This window comes from Streptomyces sp. NPDC029674 (genome assembly GCF_044903205.1).
Classification (GTDB): Bacteria; Actinomycetota; Actinomycetes; order Streptomycetales; family Streptomycetaceae; genus Streptomyces.
On record NZ_JBJDPY010000008.1, the window covers coordinates 1 to 22,937 of the forward strand.

18 protein-coding genes are annotated in these 22,937 nt (G+C 71.5%); 14 read left to right on the forward strand and 4 right to left on the reverse strand.

The features are described from left to right. Positions 1–220: 220 nt before the first annotated feature. From ACI2L3_RS20055 to ACI2L3_RS20110, 12 genes are all read left to right on the forward strand, one after another. On the forward strand, positions 221–1,786 hold the full coding sequence (locus ACI2L3_RS20055) for a glycosyl hydrolase 53 family protein (protein ID WP_404753700.1): 1,566 nt from the start codon (positions 221–223) through the stop codon (positions 1,784–1,786). 137 nt (positions 1,787–1,923) lie between these two features. After that, positions 1,924–2,571, forward strand: coding sequence for a GntR family transcriptional regulator (locus ACI2L3_RS20060; protein ID WP_404753701.1), 648 nt, complete (start codon positions 1,924–1,926; stop codon positions 2,569–2,571). Positions 2,572–2,576: 5 nt separating this feature from the next. Beyond that, positions 2,577–3,488, forward strand: coding sequence for a dihydrodipicolinate synthase family protein (locus ACI2L3_RS20065; protein ID WP_404754028.1), 912 nt, complete (start codon positions 2,577–2,579; stop codon positions 3,486–3,488). Next, a complete protein-coding gene (gene araD / locus ACI2L3_RS20070) occupies positions 3,485–5,230 on the forward strand; it encodes an L-arabinonate dehydratase (protein WP_404754029.1) in 1,746 nt (581 codons plus the stop codon). Before ACI2L3_RS20065 ends, araD begins: the two co-directional genes overlap by 4 nt. 92 nt (positions 5,231–5,322) lie before the next feature. Then, positions 5,323–6,288, forward strand: a complete 966-nt coding sequence (locus tag ACI2L3_RS20075) for a carbohydrate ABC transporter permease (protein ID WP_404753702.1) — start codon at positions 5,323–5,325, stop codon at positions 6,286–6,288. Positions 6,289–6,293: 5 nt separating this feature from the next. Next, a complete protein-coding gene (locus ACI2L3_RS20080; RefSeq protein ID WP_404753703.1) occupies positions 6,294–7,184 on the forward strand; it encodes a carbohydrate ABC transporter permease in 891 nt (296 codons plus the stop codon). Continuing rightward, positions 7,181–8,359 (forward strand): Gfo/Idh/MocA family protein, encoded by a 1,179-nt coding sequence (locus tag ACI2L3_RS20085; protein WP_404753704.1) that lies wholly within the window; start codon positions 7,181–7,183, stop codon positions 8,357–8,359. The genes ACI2L3_RS20080 and ACI2L3_RS20085 overlap by 4 nt, the downstream gene beginning before the upstream one ends. A 7-nt stretch (positions 8,360–8,366) precedes the next feature. Beyond that, entirely contained in the window at positions 8,367–9,206 is an 840-nt protein-coding gene (locus tag ACI2L3_RS20090) for a PmoA family protein (protein ID WP_404753705.1), read from the forward strand. Beyond that, positions 9,203–10,741, forward strand: coding sequence for a family 43 glycosylhydrolase (locus ACI2L3_RS20095; protein WP_404753706.1), 1,539 nt, complete (start codon positions 9,203–9,205; stop codon positions 10,739–10,741). Before ACI2L3_RS20090 ends, ACI2L3_RS20095 begins: the two co-directional genes overlap by 4 nt. Before the next feature lie 15 nt (positions 10,742–10,756). Further along, entirely contained in the window at positions 10,757–12,088 is a 1,332-nt protein-coding gene (locus ACI2L3_RS20100) for an ABC transporter substrate-binding protein (RefSeq protein WP_404753707.1), read from the forward strand. Further along, positions 12,067–12,804, forward strand: a complete 738-nt coding sequence (locus tag ACI2L3_RS20105) for a rhamnogalacturonan acetylesterase (RefSeq protein ID WP_404753708.1) — start codon at positions 12,067–12,069, stop codon at positions 12,802–12,804. Before ACI2L3_RS20100 ends, ACI2L3_RS20105 begins: the two co-directional genes overlap by 22 nt. Before the next feature lie 2 nt (positions 12,805–12,806). Then, on the forward strand, positions 12,807–14,084 hold the full coding sequence (locus ACI2L3_RS20110) for a polysaccharide lyase family 1 protein (RefSeq protein WP_404753709.1): 1,278 nt from the start codon (positions 12,807–12,809) through the stop codon (positions 14,082–14,084). A gap of 24 nt (positions 14,085–14,108) precedes the next feature. On the opposite strand, the gene ACI2L3_RS20115 is transcribed toward ACI2L3_RS20110, so the two are convergent. The 4 genes from ACI2L3_RS20115 to ACI2L3_RS20130 all read right to left on the reverse strand — a co-directional run bounded on the left by ACI2L3_RS20115 (position 14,109) and on the right by ACI2L3_RS20130 (position 19,949). Further along, positions 14,109–14,492 (reverse strand): VOC family protein, encoded by a 384-nt coding sequence (locus ACI2L3_RS20115; RefSeq protein ID WP_404753710.1) that lies wholly within the window; start codon positions 14,490–14,492, stop codon positions 14,109–14,111. 31 nt (positions 14,493–14,523) lie between these two features. Beyond that, a complete protein-coding gene (locus ACI2L3_RS20120) occupies positions 14,524–15,393 on the reverse strand; it encodes a GNAT family N-acetyltransferase (RefSeq protein WP_404753711.1) in 870 nt (289 codons plus the stop codon). Between the two features lie 62 nt (positions 15,394–15,455). Further along, a complete protein-coding gene (locus ACI2L3_RS20125; RefSeq protein WP_404753712.1) occupies positions 15,456–17,795 on the reverse strand; it encodes a WD40/YVTN/BNR-like repeat-containing protein in 2,340 nt (779 codons plus the stop codon). Between the two features lie 114 nt (positions 17,796–17,909). Next, positions 17,910–19,949, reverse strand: a complete 2,040-nt coding sequence (locus tag ACI2L3_RS20130; RefSeq protein ID WP_404753713.1) for a glycoside hydrolase family 48 protein — start codon at positions 19,947–19,949, stop codon at positions 17,910–17,912. A 316-nt stretch (positions 19,950–20,265) separates the two neighbouring features. Between ACI2L3_RS20130 and ACI2L3_RS20135 the strand changes: the two genes are divergently transcribed. Both ACI2L3_RS20135 and ACI2L3_RS20140 read left to right on the forward strand, forming a co-directional pair. Beyond that, positions 20,266–21,441, forward strand: coding sequence for a glycoside hydrolase family 5 protein (locus tag ACI2L3_RS20135; protein ID WP_404753714.1), 1,176 nt, complete (start codon positions 20,266–20,268; stop codon positions 21,439–21,441). After that, positions 21,438–22,796: a glycoside hydrolase family 6 protein gene (locus ACI2L3_RS20140; protein ID WP_404753715.1), complete on the forward strand. Its 1,359-nt coding sequence runs from the start codon at positions 21,438–21,440 to the stop codon at positions 22,794–22,796. The genes ACI2L3_RS20135 and ACI2L3_RS20140 overlap by 4 nt, the downstream gene beginning before the upstream one ends. The last annotated feature ends 141 nt before the right edge of the window (positions 22,797–22,937 follow it).

Consider the following 22,937-nt stretch of genomic DNA (forward strand, 5'->3'; position numbering starts at 1 on the left):
ATCGAGACCCATATGGCCGCGAGCAGCCTCAAGGACGTGCTCGAACTGCGCCGCCATGTGACGCACATGGAAGAGCTCGTGCAGGAGATGCGGCGGGGGGGGGGGGGGGGGGGGGGGGGGGCGGCCCGGGCGCGGGCCCCCCCCCCCCCCCGCCGCACTCTTTTCCCCTCCTTCTCATCCCTTTCCGCCCAAGTACCGCTACGTCGAAGGGACATCGACGATGCACGGCAACAACGCAGCGCGCACAACCGTGGCCCGCGCCTCCCGGAGAGGTCTGCTGGCCGCCGCGCTCGGCGGGGCCGCCGCCCTCGCTCTGCCCGCCCACGGCGCGCGGGCCGCGAGCGCCCTCACCAACGGTGGCTTCGAGAACGGCCTGACGGGATGGTCCGGATACGGCAGCACGGGCGCCGCGTTCACGGAGGCGGGTGGCCGCAGCGGCAGCACCCGCCTCTCCCACTGGTCGGCCTCCGCCTACAAGGTGGAGACGTACCAGTACCTCACCGGCCTGGCCGACGGCCCGTACACGCTGACGGCCTGGGTCCGCTCCAGCGGCGGCCAGAACGCCGCCTACATCGCGCTCAAGAGCGGAAACGCCGAGCAGCGCACGGACCTGCCGACCACGCCGAACGGCGGCTGGATCCGGCTCGTCACGTCCGTGCGGGTCACCGGCGGCGCCTGCACCGTGCGCCTGTACTCGGACGCCCACGCGGGGGAGTGGGCCAACTTCGACGACGTCACCTTCGCGCCCGGCTCGACCGGCCTGGCCGTCAAGGGCGGCGACGTCTCCACGCTCGCCAAGAACGAGGCGCACGGCGCCACCTACCGCTACGCCGACGGCACGGGCGGCGACGCCCTCGCCATCCTGAAGTCGGCGGGCATGAACTACGCCCGCCTGAAGGTCTGGGTGAACCCCGCCGACGGCTACAACAACAAGGCGAAGGTCCTCGCCATGGCGGCACGCGCCAAGGCCCGCGGCATGAAGCTCCTCATCGACTTCCACTACTCCGACAGCTGGGCCGACCCGGGCAAGCAGAACAAACCCGCCGCCTGGGCATCGCACGGCTACAGCCGGCTGACCAAGGACGTGTACGACCACACGTACGACGTCCTGAACGCCCTGAAGGCGCAGGGCACCACCGCCGACATGGTGCAGATAGGCAACGAGCTCAACGCGGGCATGCTCTGGCCCGAGGGCTCGACGGACAACTGGGCGCAACTGGCGGGCCTGTTGACGTCCGGCGCCCGCGCCGCCAAGGCCGTGTCGTCGGGCACGCGGGTCGCCCTGCACCTCGCCAAGGGCGGCGACAACGCGGGCACGCGGTGGTGGTTCGACCAGGCCGTCTCGCGCGGCGTGCCCTTCGACGTCATCGCCCTCTCGTACTACGGCTACTGGCACGGACCGCTCAACGAACTGCAGGCCAACCTCGATGACACGGCGGCCCGTTACGGCAAGCCGGTCCTCGTCGCCGAGACCGCGTACGCGCACACCCTCGCCAACGGCGACGGCCTGGAGAACAACGTGGCCAGGGCCGACCAGCTCGCCGCCGGCTACCCCGCGACACCCGCCGGACAGGCCGCCAACCTGCGCGACGTCATGAACGTCGTCGAGGCCGTGCCCGGCGGCCGCGGGCTCGGCGTCGTGTACTGGGAGCCCGCCTGGACGGCGGTCGACGGCAGTGGCTGGGACCCCGCCGACCCTTCCTCGGGCAACGCCTGGGAGAACCAGGCGCTGTTCGGCTACGACCGTCAACTGCTTCCGGCGGCACGCTGGTTCGGGCACCGCTGACGTCGCCGGGAAATTCGCCGGCGCTTCTTTTGTCAGAAGCGTTGACGAAGCCGGGGCGCCCTCTTAGCTTCTACGCGTCGTACTTCGTACGTCATATATGAGACGTGATACGCGATACGTGAGATCTGAGGGTGCCCATGACGTCCGTGCCGACCCCGATCCCCTCGCGCACGCAGTTCGTGCTCGAAGCGATCAAACACCGCATCCTCACCGGCGAGTTGAGACCAGGACAGCCACTGGTCGAGACGGAGCTCGCCGGTGAGTTCGGGGTCTCCAAGACGCCCGTCCGCGAGGCCCTCAAGACACTGGCGGGCACCGGGCTCGTCGCGATGAGCCAGTACAAGGGCGCAGCGGTACGCACCGTGGACGCGGCCATGGCGCGCGAGGTGTACGACGTTCGGCTGCTCCTGGAGCCGGAGGCGCTGCGCCGCACCGTCCGGCGCGGCGCGGCGCTCGACACCGCCCGCGACGCGCTGGCGCGGGCCGACCTCGCCGAGGACGCGGCCGAACGCTCCCTGGCCAACCGGGAGTTCCACCGCACGCTGTACTCGGCCTGCGGCAACCCGCTCCTCGGCCGCCTCCTCGACGAGGTGCGGGACCAGGCCGCCCTCGTCTCCGCCGTCGCCTGGTCGGCCGACCCCTCGTGGGCCCGCGAGGCGACCGAGCACCAGGAGATCCTGCGGCTCGCCCTCGCCGGTGACGCCGACGGTGCCGCGGAGGCGCTGCACCGCCACATCGCCTCGTTCGTGCAGCGCGCCTTTCCCTCGGAAGGGGACCTCCAGTGACCCACGTGACACCGCCGCCCTTCGCGGACCGGCGTGCCGCGCTCGCCGACGTCGTGGCGATCCCGGTGACGCCCTTCGCCGAGGACGGCTCGATCGACCACGGCGCCCACCGCAAGCTGCTGCGCCGGCAGCTCGACGCCGGGGTGCGCACCCTCACGCCGAACGGCAACACGGGGGAGTTCTACGCCCTCACCCCCGACGAGCGCCGCGCCGTCGTCGAGACGACCGTCGACGAGGCGGCGGGGCGCGCCGCGATCCTCGTCGGGGTCGGCCACGACGTGCCCACCGCGGTGGCCGCCGCCCGGCACGCCGAGGCTCTCGGCGCCCACATGGTGATGGTGCATCAGCCGGTGCACCCGTACGTCTCCGACGGCGGCTGGGTCGACTACCACCGGGCGATCGCCGAGGCCGTCCCCGGGCTCGGCGTCGTCCCCTACCTGCGCGACGCCGCCCTGCCCGGCGCCCGCCTCGCGGAACTCGCCGACGCCTGCCCCAACGTCATCGGCGTCAAGTACGCCGTGCCGGACGCGGTCCGCTTCGCCGGGTTCGCGCGCGACGCCGGACTCGACCGGTTCGTATGGGTCGCCGGGCTCGCCGAGCCGTACGCCCCCTCGTACTTCTCGGCGGGCGCCACCGGCTTCACCTCCGGGCTCGTGAACGTCGCCCCGCGCCTTTCGCTGCTCATGATCGAAGCGCTTCGATCCGGGGACCACCCGGCCGCCATGGCGGTGTGGGAGCGGATCCGCCGCTTCGAGGAACTGCGCGCCGCCGACGGCTCGGCGAACAACGTCACCGTCGTCAAGGAGGCCCTCGCCACGCTGGGCCTCTGCCGCCGCGACGTACGCGCCCCGAGCAGCCTCCTGCCGGAGGCCGAGCGGGCCGAGGTCGCCGCCATCGTCGCGGAGTGGTCCATATGACCGGCGCGGGCGGACACCCGCCCCGGGAGCTGCGCAGCAGCCAGTGGTACGGGGACAGCGTCTCCGCGGGGCTGCGGTCCTTCAGCCACCGGGCCCGCACCCGGCAGCTCGGCTACCTGCCCGAGGAGCACCTGGGCAAGCCCGTCATCGCGGTGCTCAACACCTGGTCCGACATCAACCCCTGCCACTCCCACCTGCGCGACCGCGCCCAGGCCGTCAAGCGGGGCGTGTGGCAGGCGGGCGGCTTCCCGCTCGAGTTCCCGGTCTCCACGCTCAGCGAGACCTTCCAGAAGCCGACCCCGATGCTCTACCGGAACCTCCTCGCCATGGAGACCGAGGAGCTCCTCCGCTCCTATCCCGTCGACGGCGCCGTGCTGCTCGGCGGCTGCGACAAGACGACGCCCGCGCTGCTCATGGGCGCCGCGAGCGTCGACCTGCCGGCCGTCTTCGTGCCCGCGGGGCCCATGCTGCCCGGGCACTGGCGGGGCGAGACCCTCGGCTCCGGCACGGACATGTGGAAGTACTGGGACGACCACCGCGCCGGACTCATCGGCGACTGCGAGCTGACCGAACTGGAGAGCGGGCTCGCCCGTTCCCCGGGTCACTGCATGACGATGGGCACCGCCTCCACGCTCACCGCCGCCGCCGAGGCGCTCGGCGTGACCGTGCCGGGCGCCTCGTCCATCCCCGCCGTCGACTCCGGGCACGACAGGATGGCGGCCGCGTCGGGACTGCGGATCGTCGAACTCGTCCGCCGTGACCTGCGGTTGTCCCGAATCCTGACCCCGGACGCCTTCGAGGACGCCGTCACCACCGTCCTCGGCCTCGGCGGCTCCACCAACGCCGTCATCCACCTCATCGCGCTGGCCGGCCGCGCCGGGGTGAAGCTCACCCTCGACGACTTCGACCGGATCGCCCGCACCGTGCCCGTCCTCGCCAACGTCAGGCCGGGCGGCGAGAAGTACCTGATGGAGGACTTCCACTTCGCGGGCGGCCTCCCCGGGTTCCTCTCCCGGATCACGGACCTGCTGCACCTGGACCGCCCCACCGTCGCGCACGACACCTTGCGCGAGCAGCTCGCCGGCGCCCGCGTCCACCACGACGACGTGATCCGGCCCCGCGACAACCCCGTCGCCGGGGAAGGCGGCGTCGCCGTCCTGCGCGGCAACCTCTGCCCGGACGGCGCCGTCATCAAGCACATCGCCGCCGACCCGCGACTGCTCCGGCACACCGGACCCGCCGTCGTGTTCGACGACTACCGCACGATGCAGCGCACCATCCACGACCCGGCGCTCGGCATCACCCCCGACCACGTGCTCGTCCTGCGCGGATCCGGCCCCAAGGGCGGACCCGGCATGCCCGAGTACGGCATGCTGCCCATCCCGGACCACCTGCTGAAGCAGGGCGTGCGCGACATGGTGCGGATCTCCGACGCGCGGATGAGCGGCACCTCGTACGGCACGTGTGTGCTGCATGTCGCGCCCGAGTCGCACGTCGGCGGGCCGCTCGCCCTGGTGCGCACCGGCGACCTCATCACCCTCGACGTCGCGGCGCGCCGCCTCCAACTCGACGTATCAGACGAGGAGTTGGCGCGTAGGCGGGCCGATTGGACCGCGCCGCCCGCCCGCTACGAGCGCGGCTACGGCGCCCTCTACAGCGAACAGATCACCCAGGCCGACACGGGGTGCGACTTCGCGTTCCTGGCCAGGCCGGGCACGGTGCCGGACCCGTACGCGGGCTGACCGCCACACCCAGCCCCCCCTTTTTCTTGTCCGAGATACCGGACGCCGTACGCGAAGCGCTTCACTCGTACATCCACGATCGGAGAAGTGTCATGGCCCACGCCGCAGCCGTGGCGAAGCCACCGCCCAGCACCGCCGGGACGGCGCCACCGCCCCCGCACAAGAAGCGGCGCAGGACCGGGACGACCCCGCGCCGCCTGCCGTACCTGCTGATCGCCCCCGCCGCCCTGCTGATGCTCGGCTTCATCGCCTACCCGGTGATCAGCGTCTTCTACTACAGCCTGCGCCACTACAACCCCACCAAGCCGTGGCGCAACGGCTACGCGGGCTTCGAGAACTTCGTGACGGCGTTCACCGACGACCCGGACTTCTGGCGCACCCTCGGCTTCAGCTTCCAGTGGGTGGCCGTCGAGGTCGTCCTGCAACTCCTGCTCGGGCTCGCGCTCGCCCTGCTCGTCAACCAGACCTTCGTCGGCCGCGCGATGGCCCGCGCCCTCGTCTTCTCGCCGTGGGCCGTCTCCGGCGTGCTGACCTCCACGATCTGGCTGCTGATATTCAACTCCCAGACCGGCATCACCCGTTACCTCGCGGACGCCGGCATCGGCTCCTACGGCACGTCCTGGCTCTCCGACACCGGCACCGTCTTCCCCGCCGTCGTCGTCGCCGAACTCTGGCGCGGCGTGCCCTTCTTCGCGATCCTCATCCTCGCCGACCTCCAGTCCGTCTCGAAGGACCTGTACGAGGCGGCCGAGGTGGACGGCGCGAGCCGCGTCCGGCAGTTCTTCCACATCACGCTGCCGCACCTGAAGGACGCGATCATCCTGTCCACGCTGCTCCGCGCGGTCTGGGAGTTCAACAACGTCGACCTGCTCTACACCCTCACCGGCGGCGGCCCCGCGGGCGAGACCACGACCCTGCCACTGCGCATCGCGTCCATCGCCGTCGACTCCCACGACTTCGGCTACGCCTCCGCGCTGACCGCCATCGCCTTCGTGATTCTTCTCTTCTGCTCGCTGCTCTATCTGCGGCTCAGCAAGTTCGGGGGGCAGGACAAGTGACCGCCGTGACCACCGCGACCGTCGCGGAACAGCAGCAGCTTCACCACCAGCACAAGCAGCGGCCGGGCAAGGGCAGGAAGCGCGCCTGGGACGAGGCGCCCCGCTGGCAGATCTACCTCCCCCTCGGCCTCTACCTCCTCTTCACCCTCATCCCCTTCTACTGGATCCTGCTCTTCGCCCTGCGGCCCAGCGGCTCCACCTCGCTCGTGCCGTGGCCCATCACCTTCGAGCACTTCGACAAGGTGTGGACCGAGCGCAGCTTCGCCACCTTCTTCCAGAACAGCCTGCTCGTCGGCGTCGCCTCCATGGTGATGACCACGCTCGTCGCCCTCGCCGGCGGCTACGCCCTGGCCCGCTTCGACTTCCGCATCAAGCGCGGCTTCATGCTGGCGCTGCTGTGCTCGCAGTTCATTCCCGGCGCCCTGATGCTCGTGCCGCTCTTCCAGATCTTCGCCGAGCTCCAGATGATCAACTCGCTCGGCAGCGTCATCATCGCGGAGACCGTCTTCCAGCTCCCGCTCTCCATGATTTTGATCAGCGGCTTCATCAAGAACGTGCCGTACTCCCTGGAGGAGGCCGCCTGGGTCGACGGCTGCGGCCGCTTCCGCGCCTTCTGCGCCATCGTCCTGCCGATGCTGCGGCCCGGCCTCATCGCCGTCGGGTCCTTCGCCTTCGTGCACAGCTGGAACCACTTCCTGTTCGCCCTGATGTTCCTCAGCGACCAGGGCAAGCAGACGATCCCGGTGGGCCTCGCCACCCTCATGGGCGCCGACAGCGTCGACCTGGGCGCGCTCGCCGCGGGCGGTGTCGTCGCCGCCGTGCCCGTGGTGATCGTCTTCGCCTTCATCCAGAAGTGGCTGGTGACCGGGTTCAGCGCCGGGGCGGTGAAGGGATGAGGGACCTGCGCCCACCGCTGCCAGTCGTCCTCGCCGGGGCGCGCGGTCACGGTGCCTGGCACCTGGAGAACATCCGCCGTCTCCAGCACGCCGGTCGCGTACGCCTCGTGGGCGTCTGCGAGCTGCGGCCGCTCGACGGCGCGGAGCTCACCGGGTTCGACACGGTGCAGCAGTCCGACGACTTCGCTGGGCTGCTCGACTCGACCGGCGCCGCCGTCGCCGTCGTCTGCACCCCCATCCCCACCCACACCACCCTGGCGCTCGCCGCCGCCGCGCGCGGCGTCCACCTCCTCCTGGAGAAGCCGCCCGCCCCGTCCTACGCGGAGTTCCGGCGGATGGCCGACGGCGCTGCCGCGGCGGGCATCACCGTCCAGATCGGCTTCCAGTCGCTCGGTTCGCACGCGATCCCCGCGATCCGCCGACTGATCGCGGACGGGGCGGTCGGTGAGGTGACCGGGGTCGGCGGTGCGGGCGCCTGGGTGCGGGACGAGGCGTACTTCCGTCGCGCGCCGTGGGCGGGGCGCCGCCGCCTCGACGGCGTGGACGTCGTCGACGGCGTCCTGACGAACCCCCTCGCGCACGCCGTCGCCACCGCCCTCGCGCTGGCGGACGCCACCACCGCCGAGGACGTCAGCTCGGTGGAGACCGAGCTGTTCCGGGCCAACGCCATCGAGTCCGACGACACCTCGTGCGTCCGCGTCCACACGGCGGGCGGCGCCCGGATCGCCGTGGCGGCGACGCTGTGCGCGGACACGAGCGAGGAACCGTACGTCGTCGTGCACGGCACCCGGGGGCGCATCACCTTCTGGTACCGGCAGGACCGGGTGGAGGTGCGCCGGGAAGGTGCGGGCCCCGTCCCGGCGCACACCACCCTCCACGGCAGGACCGACCTCCTGGAGAACCTGGTTGAGCACCTCGCCGGACGCGCCCGCCTCCTCGTCCCGCCCGCCGCGACCGGCGCCTTCATGCGGGTCGTCGAGGCCGTCAGGACCGCCCCCGACCCGGTCGCGCTGCCCGCGCCGGCCTGGAGCACCGCTCCGGGGGAGCGCGCGGAACGCCGCATCGTGCACGGCGTCGACGAGCTGGTCGCGGTCGCCGCCGACACGCTCTCCCTCTACTCCGAGCTGGGCGCCGACTGGGCCCGGCCCGCCCCGACGACATTCACAACGAGGTGAGTACGTCATGAACCACGCCCTCGTCCTGCGCTGCGCGGGACGCCCCGTCGGCCGCTACACCTACCGGCCGGAGCTGGACCCGCACCTGTCCCCGCGCCCCTACCTGCACCCGGTCAGCACCCTCGCGGGCACGCCCGTCAGCGAACTGTGCCCGGCGGACCACCTCCACCACCTCGGCGTCGGCGTGGCCGTGCCCGACGTGGCGGGCCGCAACTTCTGGGGCGGCCGGACCTTCGTACGGGACCAGGGCCCCGTCGATCTCGACAACCACGGAGCCCAGCGCCACCAGGGGTTCAAGCTCCAGGACCCGGACGGGTTCGTCGAGGACCTGACCTGGTCGGCCGGGGGAGAGGTCCTGCTGCGGGAGCGCCGCACCGTCGCCGCCGCCGAACTCACCGCCGCCGCATGGGCGTTGGACTTCACCTTCTCCCTCACCAACGCCACCGGTGAGGAGCTCTCCATCGGTAGCCCCGCCACCAACGGCCGTCCCGGCGCCGGATACGGCGGCTTCTTCTGGCGCGCCCCGAAGGAGCCCGCGCCGCCGCGCGTGTTCACCGCGGACGCGGACGGCGAGGCGGCGGGGCACGCCGCCCGCGCGGACTGGCTCGCGCTGTCCGGTGACGGCTGGACCCTGGTGTTCGCCGGGGCCACGGCGGCGACCCGCGACGACCCGTGGTTCGTGCGCGCCGCCGAGTATCCGGGTGTGGGTTCCTCCCTGGCCGCCGACGGCCGACTGCCGATCGCCCCGGGTGACACGGTCGTACGCCGCGTGGTGACCGTCGTCGCCGACGGCGCCCTCGGACGCGACGAGGCGGCGGCGCTGGTCCGCAAGGCGGTGACGGCGTGACCGCGCCCGGACCGAGCCCGGTCACCGGGGACCTCGGCGACGGCACCTACCGCAACCCCGTCCTCGCCGCCGACTGGTCCGACCCCGACGTGCTGCGCGTCGGCGACGACTTCTACCTCACCGCCTCCAGCTTCGGCCGGGCCCCCGGCCTGCCCCTGCTGCACTCGCGGGACCTGGTCAACTGGACGCTGATCGGGCACGCCGTCGAGCGGCTCGAGCCCGCTGAGGCCTTCGCCGTGCCGCGGCACGACTGCGGGATCTGGGCGCCGTCCCTGCGCCACCACGACGGGCGGTTCTGGATCTTCTGGGGCGACCCCGACCACGGCGTCTTCCAGATCAACGCTCCCGCGATCCGCGGCCCCTGGACCCGGCCGCACCTCCTCAAACCCGGCAAGGGCTACATCGACGCGTGCCCCCTGTGGGACGAGGAGACCGGCGCGGCCTACCTCGTGCACGCCTGGGCCAAGTCACGGTCCGGCGTGAAGAACCGCGTCACGGGCCACCTCATGAGCGCCGACGGCCGTGAACTCCTCGACGAGGGGCAGGTGTTGATCGACGGCGACCGCATCCCCGGCTGGTTCACCCTCGAAGGCCCCAAGATCTACCGGCAGGACGGCTGGTTCTGGATCCTCGCACCGGCCGGGGGAGTCGAGACCGGCTGGCAGGGCGCCTTCCGCGCCCGCCGCTTCCACGGCCCCTACGAGGAACGCACCGTGCTCCAGCAGGGCGGCACCGACGTCAACGGGCCGCACCAGGGCGGCTGGGTGCGCACCGCGCGCGGCGAGGACTGGTTCCTGCACTTCCAGCAGCGCGGCCCGTACGGACGCGTCGTCCACCTCCAGCCGATGCGCTGGGACGCCGAAGGGTGGCCGGTGCTCGGCGACGACGGCGCCCCCGTCGACGTACACAGGAAGCCCGTGCTCCCGGAGCAGCCCCGGTCCGCGCCCGCCACCGACGACGACTTCCCCGGCGGGCGGTACGGACGGCAGTGGCAGTGGACGGCCAACCCCCGTGACGGGTGGGCGGCCTCGCACTCCGGGGACGGTCTGCACCTGGCCTGTGTGCGCGGCCCGCGGGCGGACGACCTGCGCACCCTGCCGCACGTGTTCACGCAGCGCCTGCCGCTCAGGCCGTGCGTCGCGGAGGTCGGGCTGACCCTGCCCGCTCAGGCGCCGGGCGCGCGCGCCGGGTTCGCGGTGCTCGGCGACGCGTACTCCTGGATCGGCCTGGAGCGGGACACCGACGGCACGGTCCGGCTCGTGCACCGGTTCGCCGAGCGGGGCGGCCAGGAGCGCGACGCCGAACGTCCGCGACCGGCGCCGGACGGCACGGCCCGGCTGCGCGTCGAGGTCACCGCGGGCGCGCGCTGCCGCTTCCACGCCGACACCGGCGACGGCTTCCGCCCCTCGGGCCCCGTCTTCGCCGCCACCCCCTGGAACTGGGTCGGCGCCCTGTTCGGCCTGTTCGCGGCCGCGCCCGCCGGCACGGGACCCGCCGGTACCGCCCTGTTCACGCACTTCCGGATCACCCACTGAAGAAGAGAGCCGACGATGAACACGAGAACGAGAACGAGTACGACCGCCATCGCCCTGACCGCCGTCCTCGCGCTGACCGCCACCGCCTGCGGTGACGACGGCGGGGGCGCGGCCGGGGACGGCGGCGGCGAGGGTTCCGGCAAGGGCGAGATCACCTTCTGGGACAACAACACGGCCGTCCGGCACGACATCTGGAAGGAGATCATCAGGGACTTCGAGAAGGCGAACCCCGACATCAAGGTCAAGTACGTCGGGGTGCCCGCGGAGAGCGTCCAGTCCAAGTACGACACCGCCATCCAGGGCGGCGGCCTGCCCGACGTCGGCGGTGTCGGCGCCGCCATGCTCGCCGGGATCGCCGCGCAGGACGCCCTGGAGCCGCTCGACAAGCGCCTCGACGGCAGCGCGCTGAAGGGCAAGCTGAACACGGGCATGGTCGACAGCGTGCGCGCGGCCGGCGGCGGCAGCGACCTGTTCACCGTGCCGACCTCCGCCAGCAACGGCGTCCTCTACTACCGCACCGACCTGTTCGAGGCGGCCGGTCTGGACGCGCCCACCACCTGGTCCAAGTTCTACGAGGCGGCCGGGAAACTCACCGACCAGAAGGCCAACCGCTTCGGCTACACCATCCGCGGCGGCGAGGGCTCCATCGCGCAGGCCCTCGACGCGATGTACGGCCAGTCGGGCATCGGCTCGTTCTGGGACGGCGACGAGACCACCGTCAACCACCCCAAGAACGTCGCCGCGCTGAAGAAGTACGCCGCGCTCTACAAGAAGGCCACGCCGTCCGCCGACCTCAACAACGACTTCACCAAGATGAACGCCCAGTGGGACAACGGGCAGATCGGCATGCTCAGCCACAACCTCGGCTCCTACGCGGACCACGTGAAGGCGCTCGGCAAGGACAAGTTCCGCGGTCTGCCCAACCCGACGACCGACGCCGGGGTCCGCGTCCAGGTCTCCAACCCGGTCGACGGCCTCGGCCTCTTCAAGTCGAGCAAGAAGAAGAAGGCCGCCTGGAAGTTCATCGAGTTCGCCGCCTCGCACGCCTCCAACAGCAAGTGGAACGAGTCGGCCGGCGCCATCCCCGCCAACACCGAGGCCGCCAAGGACGGCTGGATCAAGAAGGCCGAGCCCACCAAGCTCGCGGCCGCCGCGCTGAACGACGGCTCCACGAAGATCGTGCAGCTGCCGTACTACCTGCCGGACTGGAACACCATCAGCAAGGCCGAGAACGAGCCCGACTACCAGAAGGTGCTCCTCGGCAAGATGTCCGCGAAGGACTTCCTCGACAGCCTCGCCGAGCAGCTCAACGAGGCGCAGGCCGAGTGGCAGAAGCAGGACCGGTGACGGCGGCGGGTCCGGGCGTGCGCACCCTGTATGTCGCCGGGGACTCCACCGCCGCCCAGAAGTACGCGTCCGCCGCGCCGGAGACCGGCTGGGGCATGGCTCTGCGGTTCTTCCTGCGCGACTGGCTGCCGGTCGCCAACCACGCGATGAACGGCCGCAGTTCGAAGAGCTTCATCGACGAGGGCCGGCTCGACACGATCCTCGGCCTGATCACCCCCGGCGATTTCCTTCTCGTCCAGTTCGGCCACAACGACCAGAAGAAGGACGACCCGGCCCGCTACACCGAGCCCTGGACGAGCTACCGGGACCACCTGCGGCGGTACGTCGACGGGGCGCGGGCACGCGGGGCCCGGCCGGTGCTCCTCACCCCGGTGGAGCGCAGGAGGTTCGACACGGCGGGCAACGCGCTGCCCACCCACGGCGAGTACCCCGCGGCGATGCGCGCCCTCGCCCGGGAGGCGGACGTCGCGCTCCTCGACATCCAGGACCTGTCGCGGACGCTGTGGCAGAAGCTCGGCGCCGAGGAGACGAAGAAGTACTTCAACTGGACGGCGACCGAGCAGGACAACACGCACTTCAATCCGCCCGGCGCGATCGCCGTGGCCCGCCTCGTCGCCGCCGAGCTGCTGCACCGCCGGGTGCTCGCCCCCGGTGACGTACGCCGTCTCGACGACGAGATCCCCGAGTCCTGGATCACCTGGCCACAAGGAGCCTGACCATGCGTACGTCCTACGCGGTCCTCGCGGGCTGCACCGCGCTCGTCCTCGGAGCCACCGCCACCGCCACCACGGCGCAGGCCGCCCCGCCCGCGCGCCACGTCCTGCCGCCGCACGACGGCTGGGCGTCGGCGGACGGCGGCACCACCGGCGGCGCGGGCGCCGACGCCGCGCACACCTTCACGGTCACCACCTGGGAGGAGTTCCGGGCGGCGCTGGCCGCGGGCGGCGACGTCCCCAGGCTCATCAAGGTCAAGGGCACCCTGCGCGCCGACGCGGCGGGCTGCGGCGCGTTCGAGGCCGAGGGGTACGACTTCGCGAAGTACCTCGCCGCCTACGATCCCGCCGTGTGGGGCAGGGACCGGCCGGTCAGCGGCGAACAGGAGGAGCTGCGCGCCGCGTCGGCCGCCCGGCAGGCCGCGGCCGTCAAGGCGTACATCCCCTCCGACACGACGATCGTCGGCGTCGGCAGGAACGCGGGGATCACCGGCGGCAGCCTCCAGATCAAGGACGCCGACAACGTCGTCGTCCGCAACCTCACCCTGGAGAGCCCGCTGGACTGCTTCCCGCAGTGGGACCCCACGGACGGCGCCACCGGGGCCTGGAACTCCGAGTACGACAGCGCGGTCGTGCACGGCTCGACGCACGTGTGGCTGGACCACAACACGTTCACCGACGGCGCCCACCCCGACAGCACGCTGCCCTCCTACTACGGAGAGCTCTATCAGCAACACGACGGTGAACTCGACGTCGTGCGCGGCGCCGACCTCGTGACCGTCTCCTGGAACGTCTTCGCCGACCACGACAAGACCCTCATGATCGGCAACAGCGACAGCGCGGGCGCCACCGACCGCGGCAAGCTCCGCGTCACCCTGCACCACAACCAGTTCCGGAACGTCATCGAGCGGGCTCCGCGCGTCCGCTTCGGCAAGGTCGACGCCTACAACAACCACTTCGTGGTCCCGGCGAGCGGCTACCAGTACAGCTTCGGCATCGGTGCGGAGTCGCAACTCGTCGCCGAGGCCAACGCGTTCACGCTCCCCGCAGGAATCGGAGCGGGACGCGTCCTCAAGAAGTGGAAGGAGGCACCGGTCACCGCCACCGGCAACCGCGTCAACGGCAGGACCGTCGACCTGATCGCCGCCCACAACAAGGAGTTCCCCGCCGAGCCCCTGCGGTCCGGGGCGGGCTGGACCCCGACGCTGCGGACCGGTGTGGACGACGCGCGGCACGTGCCGCACACCGTCGGCAGGGGCGCGGGGGCAGGCCGGATCCGCTGACGCCCGGCCCCGCTCCGGCCCTTGTCAGAGGGGCTGGATGCGGGCGCGCAGCAAGCAGAACTCGTTGCCCTCCGGGTCGGCCAGGACGTGCCAGTTCTCGGTGCCGGTCTGGCCGACGTCGGCGGGCTTCGCGCCGAGCGCGAGCAGCCGCTCCAGCTCGGCGTCCTGGTCCCGGTCGGTGGCGTTGACGTCGATGTGCAGCGGCAGCTTGCCGGCCCGCGGGGCGCTGCTGGGGCTGAGGACGAGAGTGGGCTGCGGGCCGCCGAAACCGGTGCCGGGCGGTCCGATCTCGATGCTTCCGTCGTCCTCCCGGCCCAGTTCGACGTATCCGAGCACCTCGCTCCAGAAGGCGGCGAGCCGCTCCGGGTCGGCGGCGTCGAGGACGAGCTCACTGATGCGGCATGCCATGCGCGTCAGTGTACGGAGATCGCCGGAGTCGTCAGAGTTCTTTTCGGCGCTGGTCCCGCATCTCGGGGAGCTGCGCGAAGCCCGCCGACCGGTAGGTGGCGACGGCGGCCGTGTTGCGGCTCGGGGTGTAGACGACCGCGCTCGACGAGCCCAGTTCCCGCAGCGCGGCCGACGCGGCGAGCGTGATCGCCCTGCCGTGGCCGTGACCCCGGTGGTCCGGGTGCACACCCATCGGCTCCAGCAGGCCGGGCCTGTCCGGTCCCGCCGACCACACCGTCACCGCCGCCACCGCGTCGTCCCGCTCGTCGTACGCGACCAGACACCGGGCGTCGGCGTACGGCAGCCCGGCCGCCATCGTGCGCCAGCGCTCGTCCGTGAACGTCGGCCTGTCGAACGCCGCCCGCTGCACGGCGGTCCGCACGTGCGCCCGCTCCGGCCCGACCACCTCGATCCGCACGCCCGGGTCCGCGACCGGCTCCGTCAGGTCACGGCGCAGCGGCGTCCACGGCTCGTCGGCCGACCAGCCGCTCTCCGTCAGCAGGTCCTGGACCAGGGCGCCTCGCGGAGCCTCGACGTACGCCTTCTCCCCGGCCAGCACGCCGCGCTCCGGCCGGCTCGCGTCCTCGGCCAGCCGCCGCGCCAGCTCCTCGTCCGCCACGGCGTCCGGCGCGATCGTCAGCCGCAACAGCCCGGGCTCGTCCAGGAGTCCCAGGGCGACGATCCGGCCGTCCTTGCGCCACGCCCGGACCGCGGCGGCCACCGCCTGCGCGCCGAACCGCCAGAACCAGCCCAGGTCCCCGGGGTGCAGCTGCATCGGCGCCCCTTCGTACTGCCACTCCCGCAGCACGGCCACGACCTCGGCAAGCCCGTCGGCCTCCGGCGCGCGCAATGTGATCGGCATGCGCCGAGGGTAGCCGAGCCGATACCGGCCACTCCCGGCGCCCGCCGTCCGGACGGCACCCGTCAGCGTGAGCGGCGCGCCGCCGTGTCGCCGTAGATGATGCCGCGGCCGTTCGTCGCCACGTACACCCGGCCGAAGACCTTCGGGTCACCGGTGATCGCCGCGCCGGTCCAACCCCACTGGTGGCGACTGTCGTTGACGCGCACCCAGGTCGCGCCCGCGTCCGTGGAGCGGAAGATGCCGCGGACCCCGCCGATCTTCGCGCTGGTGTAGAGCGTCTGGTACGAGGCGCCGGGCGCCGCCTTGCCGAAGCCGATGGTGTCGGCCTCCTGGACCCCCTTGTTCTTCTTGAAGGTGGCGCCGCCGTCGGTGGAGTGCCACAGGCCGTACGTCGCCCCCGACTTGCCGCCCGCCAGCCAGATGTCACCCTTCCTGCCGGGCAGGGCCTGGAACTTCACGGGCCCTTCGGCGGGCAGCCCGGCCGACGCCTTCGCGCTGAACGTCGCACCGCCGTCGGAACTCACATAGAACGTGCCCGACTTGAAGCCGTAGAACGTCTTCGGATCGACCCGGTCGGCCTCCACGACCGCGCCCTGCGGTATGCCCTTCGACGCCGTCCACGACGAGCCGAACCCGGCCGCCGTGTGCACGCCCGCGCCGTCCGGGCTCCACACGAAGCGGCTCCCGTCGGCCGCCGCGGCGACCGTGCCGCCGCCCGTGACACCGGACGGCTCCTGCCCGGCGAACCAGTGGGCGCCGTTGTCCGTGGAGAAGCCGATGCGCGGCGCCGCGTCGGCGTTGCCGACCCGCACCACCGTGTTCGGATTCGAGGCGGCGTAGTCCAGGCTGGTCGTGGTGGAGAGGTTCGGCTGCGTGTACATCAGGGGCGGCACCTTGGACACGTCCGTGTGGCGGAAGCCGCCGATGTCACCGAGCGCGCTGAACAGCGGCGCGCCGGACGGGGGCGCGGCGAGGTCGTTGACCGCGGTCTCCTCCAGTCCCTTCACCATCGGCCTGATGCCGAACTTGCCGCCGCTCGCGTCCCATTGAGTCAGGTTCTCCGTGCCGTAGACGGTGGCGCCCGTGCCGTACAGCATCCGGTCCGAGTCGAACGGGTCGATCTCCAGGGCCTCCGTCATCCAGCCGAGCTTGGGGGTCTGCTCGGGCGGAGCGGGGTTGGCTCCCCAGGAGAGCCACGGCACGGACGAGACGTCCATCGTGTAGCGGTTCTCGCGGTTCGGGTACGAGGAATAGCTCCACGCCGACGTCCAGTTGGAGCCGCTGTCCGTGGAGCGGAAGATCTGCGTGTCGGGCCACCAGGAGCTGTAGCCGGTGACCATGACCGTGCCCGGGCGCTGCCGGTCGACGGTCAGCCCGCTGTAGCCGTAGAACGTGTCGGCCTCGGCGGCCGGGCTGATGTTCTTCCACTCACCGCTCTTCGTCGCGTACCGCCACACCTGGCCCTTCCCTCCGTCGTAAGGGCCGCCCTTGTCGCTGTACGCGAGATAGAGGTATCCGTTCTCGGCGTCGAGGACGCCCTTGTGCGGGAGGTAGCCGGTCGGCTGTCCGCCGACCCGCTCCCAACTCGCCCCAGCGTCCGTCGACTTGTATACGGCGTTCTCCTTGTCGGCGACCCCGGCGTAGATGGTCCGGGTCCTGCCGCCGCCCGTCCCCGTCGACTCGTCGAAGGTCACCCAGACGACGCCCTGGTTGTCGGAGGCGTAGCCGCTGGTGTCCGCCGGGTTCTCCGCGTAGTTCCCGGGGTTGGGGAAGCTCGTGACCTGCTGCCAGGTGGCGCCCGAGTCCGTGGAACGCCACAGGCCCTTGCCGCTCGGCGCGCCCAGGTACAGCACGCTGTTGTCGTGCGGGTCGACGGCGAGGCGCTCACCCATGCCGCGCCCCGGCATGTTGCCGCCCAGCTTGAAGGGCAGATCCGCCTTGCGCCAGGTCTCGCCCCGGTCGCCGGAGCGCAGCACGGCACCGTTGCCGGGGTCCCAGTCGTTCGTGTACGTGCCGACGGCCGCGTACACCTTGTCCGGGTCGACGGAGTCGGAGGCGATGCTCGCGACGCCGGTATGCCCCCAGTCGTCCCAGCCGACCGAGTCGAGCAGCGGCTTCCACGACTCGGTGGCCTCCTGCCAGCGGTAGGCGCCGCCGATGTCGGTGCGGGCGTAGGCGAGACCGGGCTCGGTGCGGTTGAAGACGATGCCGGGGACGAAACCGCCCCCGTCGACGCGGACGTTCTTCCAGTCGTACGGCACGGAGGCGGGCGCGGCCGCCGCCGTCCCGTCGAAGGTGTCCGCACCGGCGGGCGCCACGGGCCCACCGGCGAGAAACCCGACGAGCAGCCCGAGGAGGGCGGGGAGGGCGCGCGCTCTGCGGGCGCGGGGGAGAGGGGGCATGGGGGTTCCCTTCACATGGGGGACGGAGGACGGACCTTCGCTCGGCGGACGGGGAAGGAGCCGGCCGGTCCCCCCGGCGGGGGTCCCGACCGGCCCGTACACGGAGCGGCAGGGCTAGACGAGTAGCTCCGCATACGCCCCGAGCGCCAGCGCGATGTCCGCCTGCGCCCAGAACCGGTGGTACGTGAAGGTGGGCACCGCGCCGCCCGCCAAATACGCTTCGACCTTCGGCCAGTCGGGGTCCTGCTTGTAGAAGGAGCGGATGGAGAGGAACGTCGACGACCCGTTGATCGGGTCGCCGTTCGGCATGGTGCCGCTCCAGCCGTTCGGCACGTACACGGCGTCCTTGAAGCGGCTGAAGTCGGCCCGCTTCTCCGGCACCGCGATGCCCCGCGCGTCCTGGTGGTGCGTCCACATGCCGTCGAGGAGCGCCTTGGCGGTCCGCTTCGCCGCCGCGTGGCCGGACTTGGCGGCGTAGTAGACGAGGGTGCGCGCGTACGCCCCGGCCACACCCACGTCGTTCGTGCGGTCGACCACCGAGACGTGCAGTCCGCTGTTGGCGCCGGGCCTCGCGGGGTTCCAGGTGTCGGGCGCGCCGCTCCACCGCAGCGTGGAGGGGAACGTGTACGTGCCGTCGGCGGCGACCCGCGTCTCGGCCAGCGCCCAGGCCACCCACTTGTCGAGGACGGCCTTGGCGTCGGCCGCGCCCGTCTGGTGGTAGTACTCGGCGACCCGCTCCATCGACCACGCCTGGAAGCCGAACCACTGGTTGGACGGCGGGTCGTGGTAGACGGGCTTCTCGTCGTAGTACATGCCGTAGAAGGTGGGCGTGCCCGCGGGCGGCTGCGCGTACCGGCCCTGCCAGCTGTTGGTCGCGCCGCCCGCGATCGCGCCCTCGGCGGACTGCAGCCAGCGGTAGAACTCCAGCTGGCGGGTGAGGCTCTGGCGCCAGTCCGCCCTGCCGGTCGCCGACTTGGGCGCGAGGGCCGAGTACGAGCTGAGGGCGTAGGCCGCGAGGGGGTTCTGGTAGCCGCCGTGGCTGTGGCTGCAGCCGATGCGCCAGGCCCAGCCCGCCGAGGTGTCGAGCGCGCCGCCCCAGGCGTAGTACCAGGACAGCAGGTAGTGCGAGCTGCTCTTGCCGCTGCCGGGGGCGCAGCCGGACGGGCTGGTGCAGTCGCCGACCTTCTTGAAGTACTTGTCGAACAGGGCGTACCGGAGGTAGTCACCCATCTTGGCGGCCTTGGCGACGGTCGCCGCCACCTGGCTGGCCCTGCCCTGCGCGGAGGCCCACTTGTGCGCCCAGTAGGCGGCCTGCACGGCGCGCGCGTCGGCGTCGGGAGCATTGGTGAACTTCCACTGCTTCGCGTACGAGGAGTCGCCGGTGAACAGGTCCAGATAGCCGTTCCTGCCGCCGTAGGTGAACGCGTCGCGGCAGGGCTGCGTGACCGTCTCCCACACGGACTCCTGCGCGCCGCGCTGGAAGGTGTTGATGTACGTCGGCGCGGAACCGGAGCCGCCCAGGCCGTAGGTGTTGTCGACGTCCTGGAGCCAGTGCATGCCGTAGACGTCGTCGGTGCCGTACGCGCTCCTCAGCTCGGCGGCGAGCGGATCGGTGCCGGTGGAGACCGAGGGGTCCAGGCGGGCCGGATACTGGGAAGGCTGATCCCATTCGGGAGCGTAGGTGGCCGGTTTCGAGGGATTGTAGAAACTGTTCGTCGGCTGGTCCGCGCGGGTCGGGATCATGAATTTCTCCATGGTTTCCCACGCCGCGTTGAAACGGCTCCAATCACCCGTGACCTTGCCGTACATGGCTTGCAGCCAGATCAGATAGCTGTATGCCTCGGACGTCGTCTCGTGGCCGTGGTCGGGGGCCTCGACGATGAGTGTTTCGACGGAGTGGTACGGAATGCCCTCCGGCGAGAAATAGCCGTTCGCCGGGTCGGTGATCTTCGCGTAGAGGTCGAGGAAGCGCTGCTCGTACTCGTTCGCGGCGGCGGCCGGGGCCTCGCCCGCGTGGGCCGTCCGACCTGCGGGTGTCAGGGCGGTCGTGGCGGGTACGGCGACGGCGGCGGCGCCGATCGCGAGCAGCCGGCGTCGGCTGAGTGGGGGGCTGGTCTCCTCGGGCTCTGCTGCTGATCCGGGGAAGGCGCGCATGCGCTGGTCCCTCCTGTCGGTGCGTAGGGGGGCGAGCTCCAAGAGATGGGAGCGGGGAACCAGTGGGAGCGCTCCCAAGGTCAACGTGTTACAAGAACATGTCAAGAGAGTCGGCGCGCATTGGCGCGTCGAATTCATTCGACGGCGGAACTGTCGAATGAATTCGACAAGTAAATCCCCGGAGAATGCGCGAACCCATCTGGCCCCGGCGGCAACTCACTGATAGCTTCCGCGTTCAACAGTGGGAGCGATTCCGTTCAGTTGACCTCGGAACCGGCCGTGCGCCGACGTCGAGTTGACCGCGAAGGACTCGCTCATGCGACATACCCCACGCCTGTCACGCATGTTCGCCCTGCTGGCCGGCGTCCTGCTCACCGCCGGCGGCCTGACCGCGCCGGCCGTACTGTCCACGGCGAGCGCGACCGAGCCCGCCGCGCCCGGGACCGCCTCGGCCGCACCCCCGCCCGTCCTGCGCGCCGAGGGCAACAAGCTCGTCGACGCGCGGGGAGACACCCGCCGCCTCCTCGGAGTCAACCGCTCCGGCGGCGAGTTCGCCTGCGTCCAGGGCTGGGGCGTCTTCGACGGCCCCGTCGACGACGCCTCGGTCCGGGCCATCGCGGACTGGAAGGCCAACACCGTCCGCATCCCCCTCAACGAAGAGTGCTGGCTCGGCACCGCCAACATCGACCCGAAGTACGCGGGCGCCAACTACCGGGCCGCGATAGACGAGTTGGTCCAGCGCGTCCAGCGGCACGGCATGACACCGGTCGTCGAACTGCACTGGTCCCACGGCCAGTACACCGGCAACTCGGCCGGCTGCCACGACATACACGCCAGCTGCCAGAAGCCGATGCCGAACGCGCGGTACACCCCCGCGTTCTGGACCTCGGTCGCCCGCACCTACAAGGACGACCCCGAAGTCGTCTTCGACCTCTTCAACGAGCCCTATCCCGACCGCGCGACCCCCACCACCGCCGAGGCCTGGACCTGCTGGCGCGACGGCGGCCGCTGCCCCGGCATCGGCTACGAAGTCGCCGGGATGCAGGACCTGCTGGACGCGGTCCGCGCCACCGGCGCGAAGAACCTCGTCCTCGCCGCCGGTATCGCGTACGCGAACGACCTGAGCGGCTGGCCGCGGCACGCGCCCGCCGACCCGGCGGACAATCTCGCCGCGGCGTGGCACGTCTACAACTTCAACACCTGCGCCGACGAGGGCTGCTGGAACCGCACCCTCGCCCCCGTCGCCGCCGAAGTCCCGCTCGTCGCCGGCGAGATCGGCGAGAACACCTGCTCCCACGGCTTCATCGACCGCGTCATGAAGTGGTTCGACGACCGCGGGCTCTCCTACCTCGGCTGGACCTGGAACGCCTGGGACTGCTCATCGGGTCCAGCCCTCATCAGCTCCTACGACGGCACACCCACCCCGTTCGGCATCGGGCTGCGCGACCACCTGCGCGCCCTCGACACCCGGAAGGCAACGACCACATCATGAGCCGCACCCACCACAGATCACGCACCCTCCTCCTCGCACTCGCCACGGTGCTCGCCGTGAGCGGCGGCACCGCCGTCGCGCTCACCGGCGGCACCGGGGCCGAGGCCGCCGCCGCCCGCGTCGACAACCCCTACGCGGGCGCCAAGGGCTATGTGAACCCCGAATGGAAGGCGAAGGCCGACGCCGAACCGGGCGGCAGCCGCATCTCCAGCCAGCCCACCGGCGTCTGGCTCGACCGGATCGCAGCGATCCAGGGCGCCAACGGGAAGATGGGCCTGCGCGCCCACCTCGACACGGCCCTCCGGCAGGGCGCCGGCGTCATCCAGCTGGTCATCTACAACCTGCCGGGCCGGGACTGCGCGGCGCTGGCCTCCAACGGCGAGCTCGGGCCCACCGAGATCGACAGGTACAAGACGGAGTACATCGACCCGATCGCGAGGATCCTCGCCGACTCCAAGTACGCCAACCTGCGCATCGTCACGACCGTCGAGATCGACTCCCTGCCCAACCTCGTCACCAACACCGGTGGCCGCCCCACAGCGACCCCCGAGTGCGACGTGATGAAGGCCAACGGCAACTACGTGAAGGGCGTCGGCTACGCCCTGAACAAGCTCGGCGCCGTCCCGAACGTCTACAACTACGTCGACGCGGGCCACCACGGCTGGATCGGCTGGGACGACAACTTCGCCGCCTCCGCGCAGATCTTCCGCGAGGCGGCCACCGCCGAGGGCAGCACGGTCGACAAGGTGCACGGCTTCATCACCAACACCGCCAACTACAGCGCCCTGAAGGAGGAGAACTTCAAGATCGGGGACTCGGTCAACGGCAGGTCGGTCCGCGAGTCCAAGTGGGTCGACTGGAACCGCTACACCGACGAGCTCTCCTTCGCCCAGGCCTTCCGCAACCAGCTGGTCTCCACCGGCTTCCGGTCCGACATCGGCATGCTGATCGACACCTCCCGCAACGGCTGGGGCGGCACGGCACGGCCCACCGGACCCGGCCCGACGACCGACGTCAACACCTATGTGGAGGGCGGCCGCTACGACCGCCGCATCCACATCGGCAACTGGTGCAACCAGTCCGGCGCGGGCCTCGGTGAACGTCCCAAGGCCGCACCCGCCGCCGGCATCGACGCCTACGTGTGGATGAAGCCGCCGGGCGAGTCCGACGGCGCCAGCAAGGAGATCCCGAACGACGAGGGCAAGGGATTCGACCGGATGTGCGACCCCACGTACGGCGGGAACGCGCGCAACGGCTACAACAAGCCCGGCGCGCTGCCCGACGCGCCGCTCTCCGGACACTGGTTCTCGGCCCAGTTCCAGGAGCTCATGAGGAACGCCCACCCGAAGCTGTAGGGCGGGCCGGGGCGGACCGGGCCCGGCCCGGTCCGCCTGCCCGGCAGTCGAAGCGCTTCGACAGGCCTCTGGACAGGTCAAGCCCGCAGCTTTAGGGTCGGTGGGCCGGTCCGCATCGAAGCGGTTCACCGCCCGAACCGC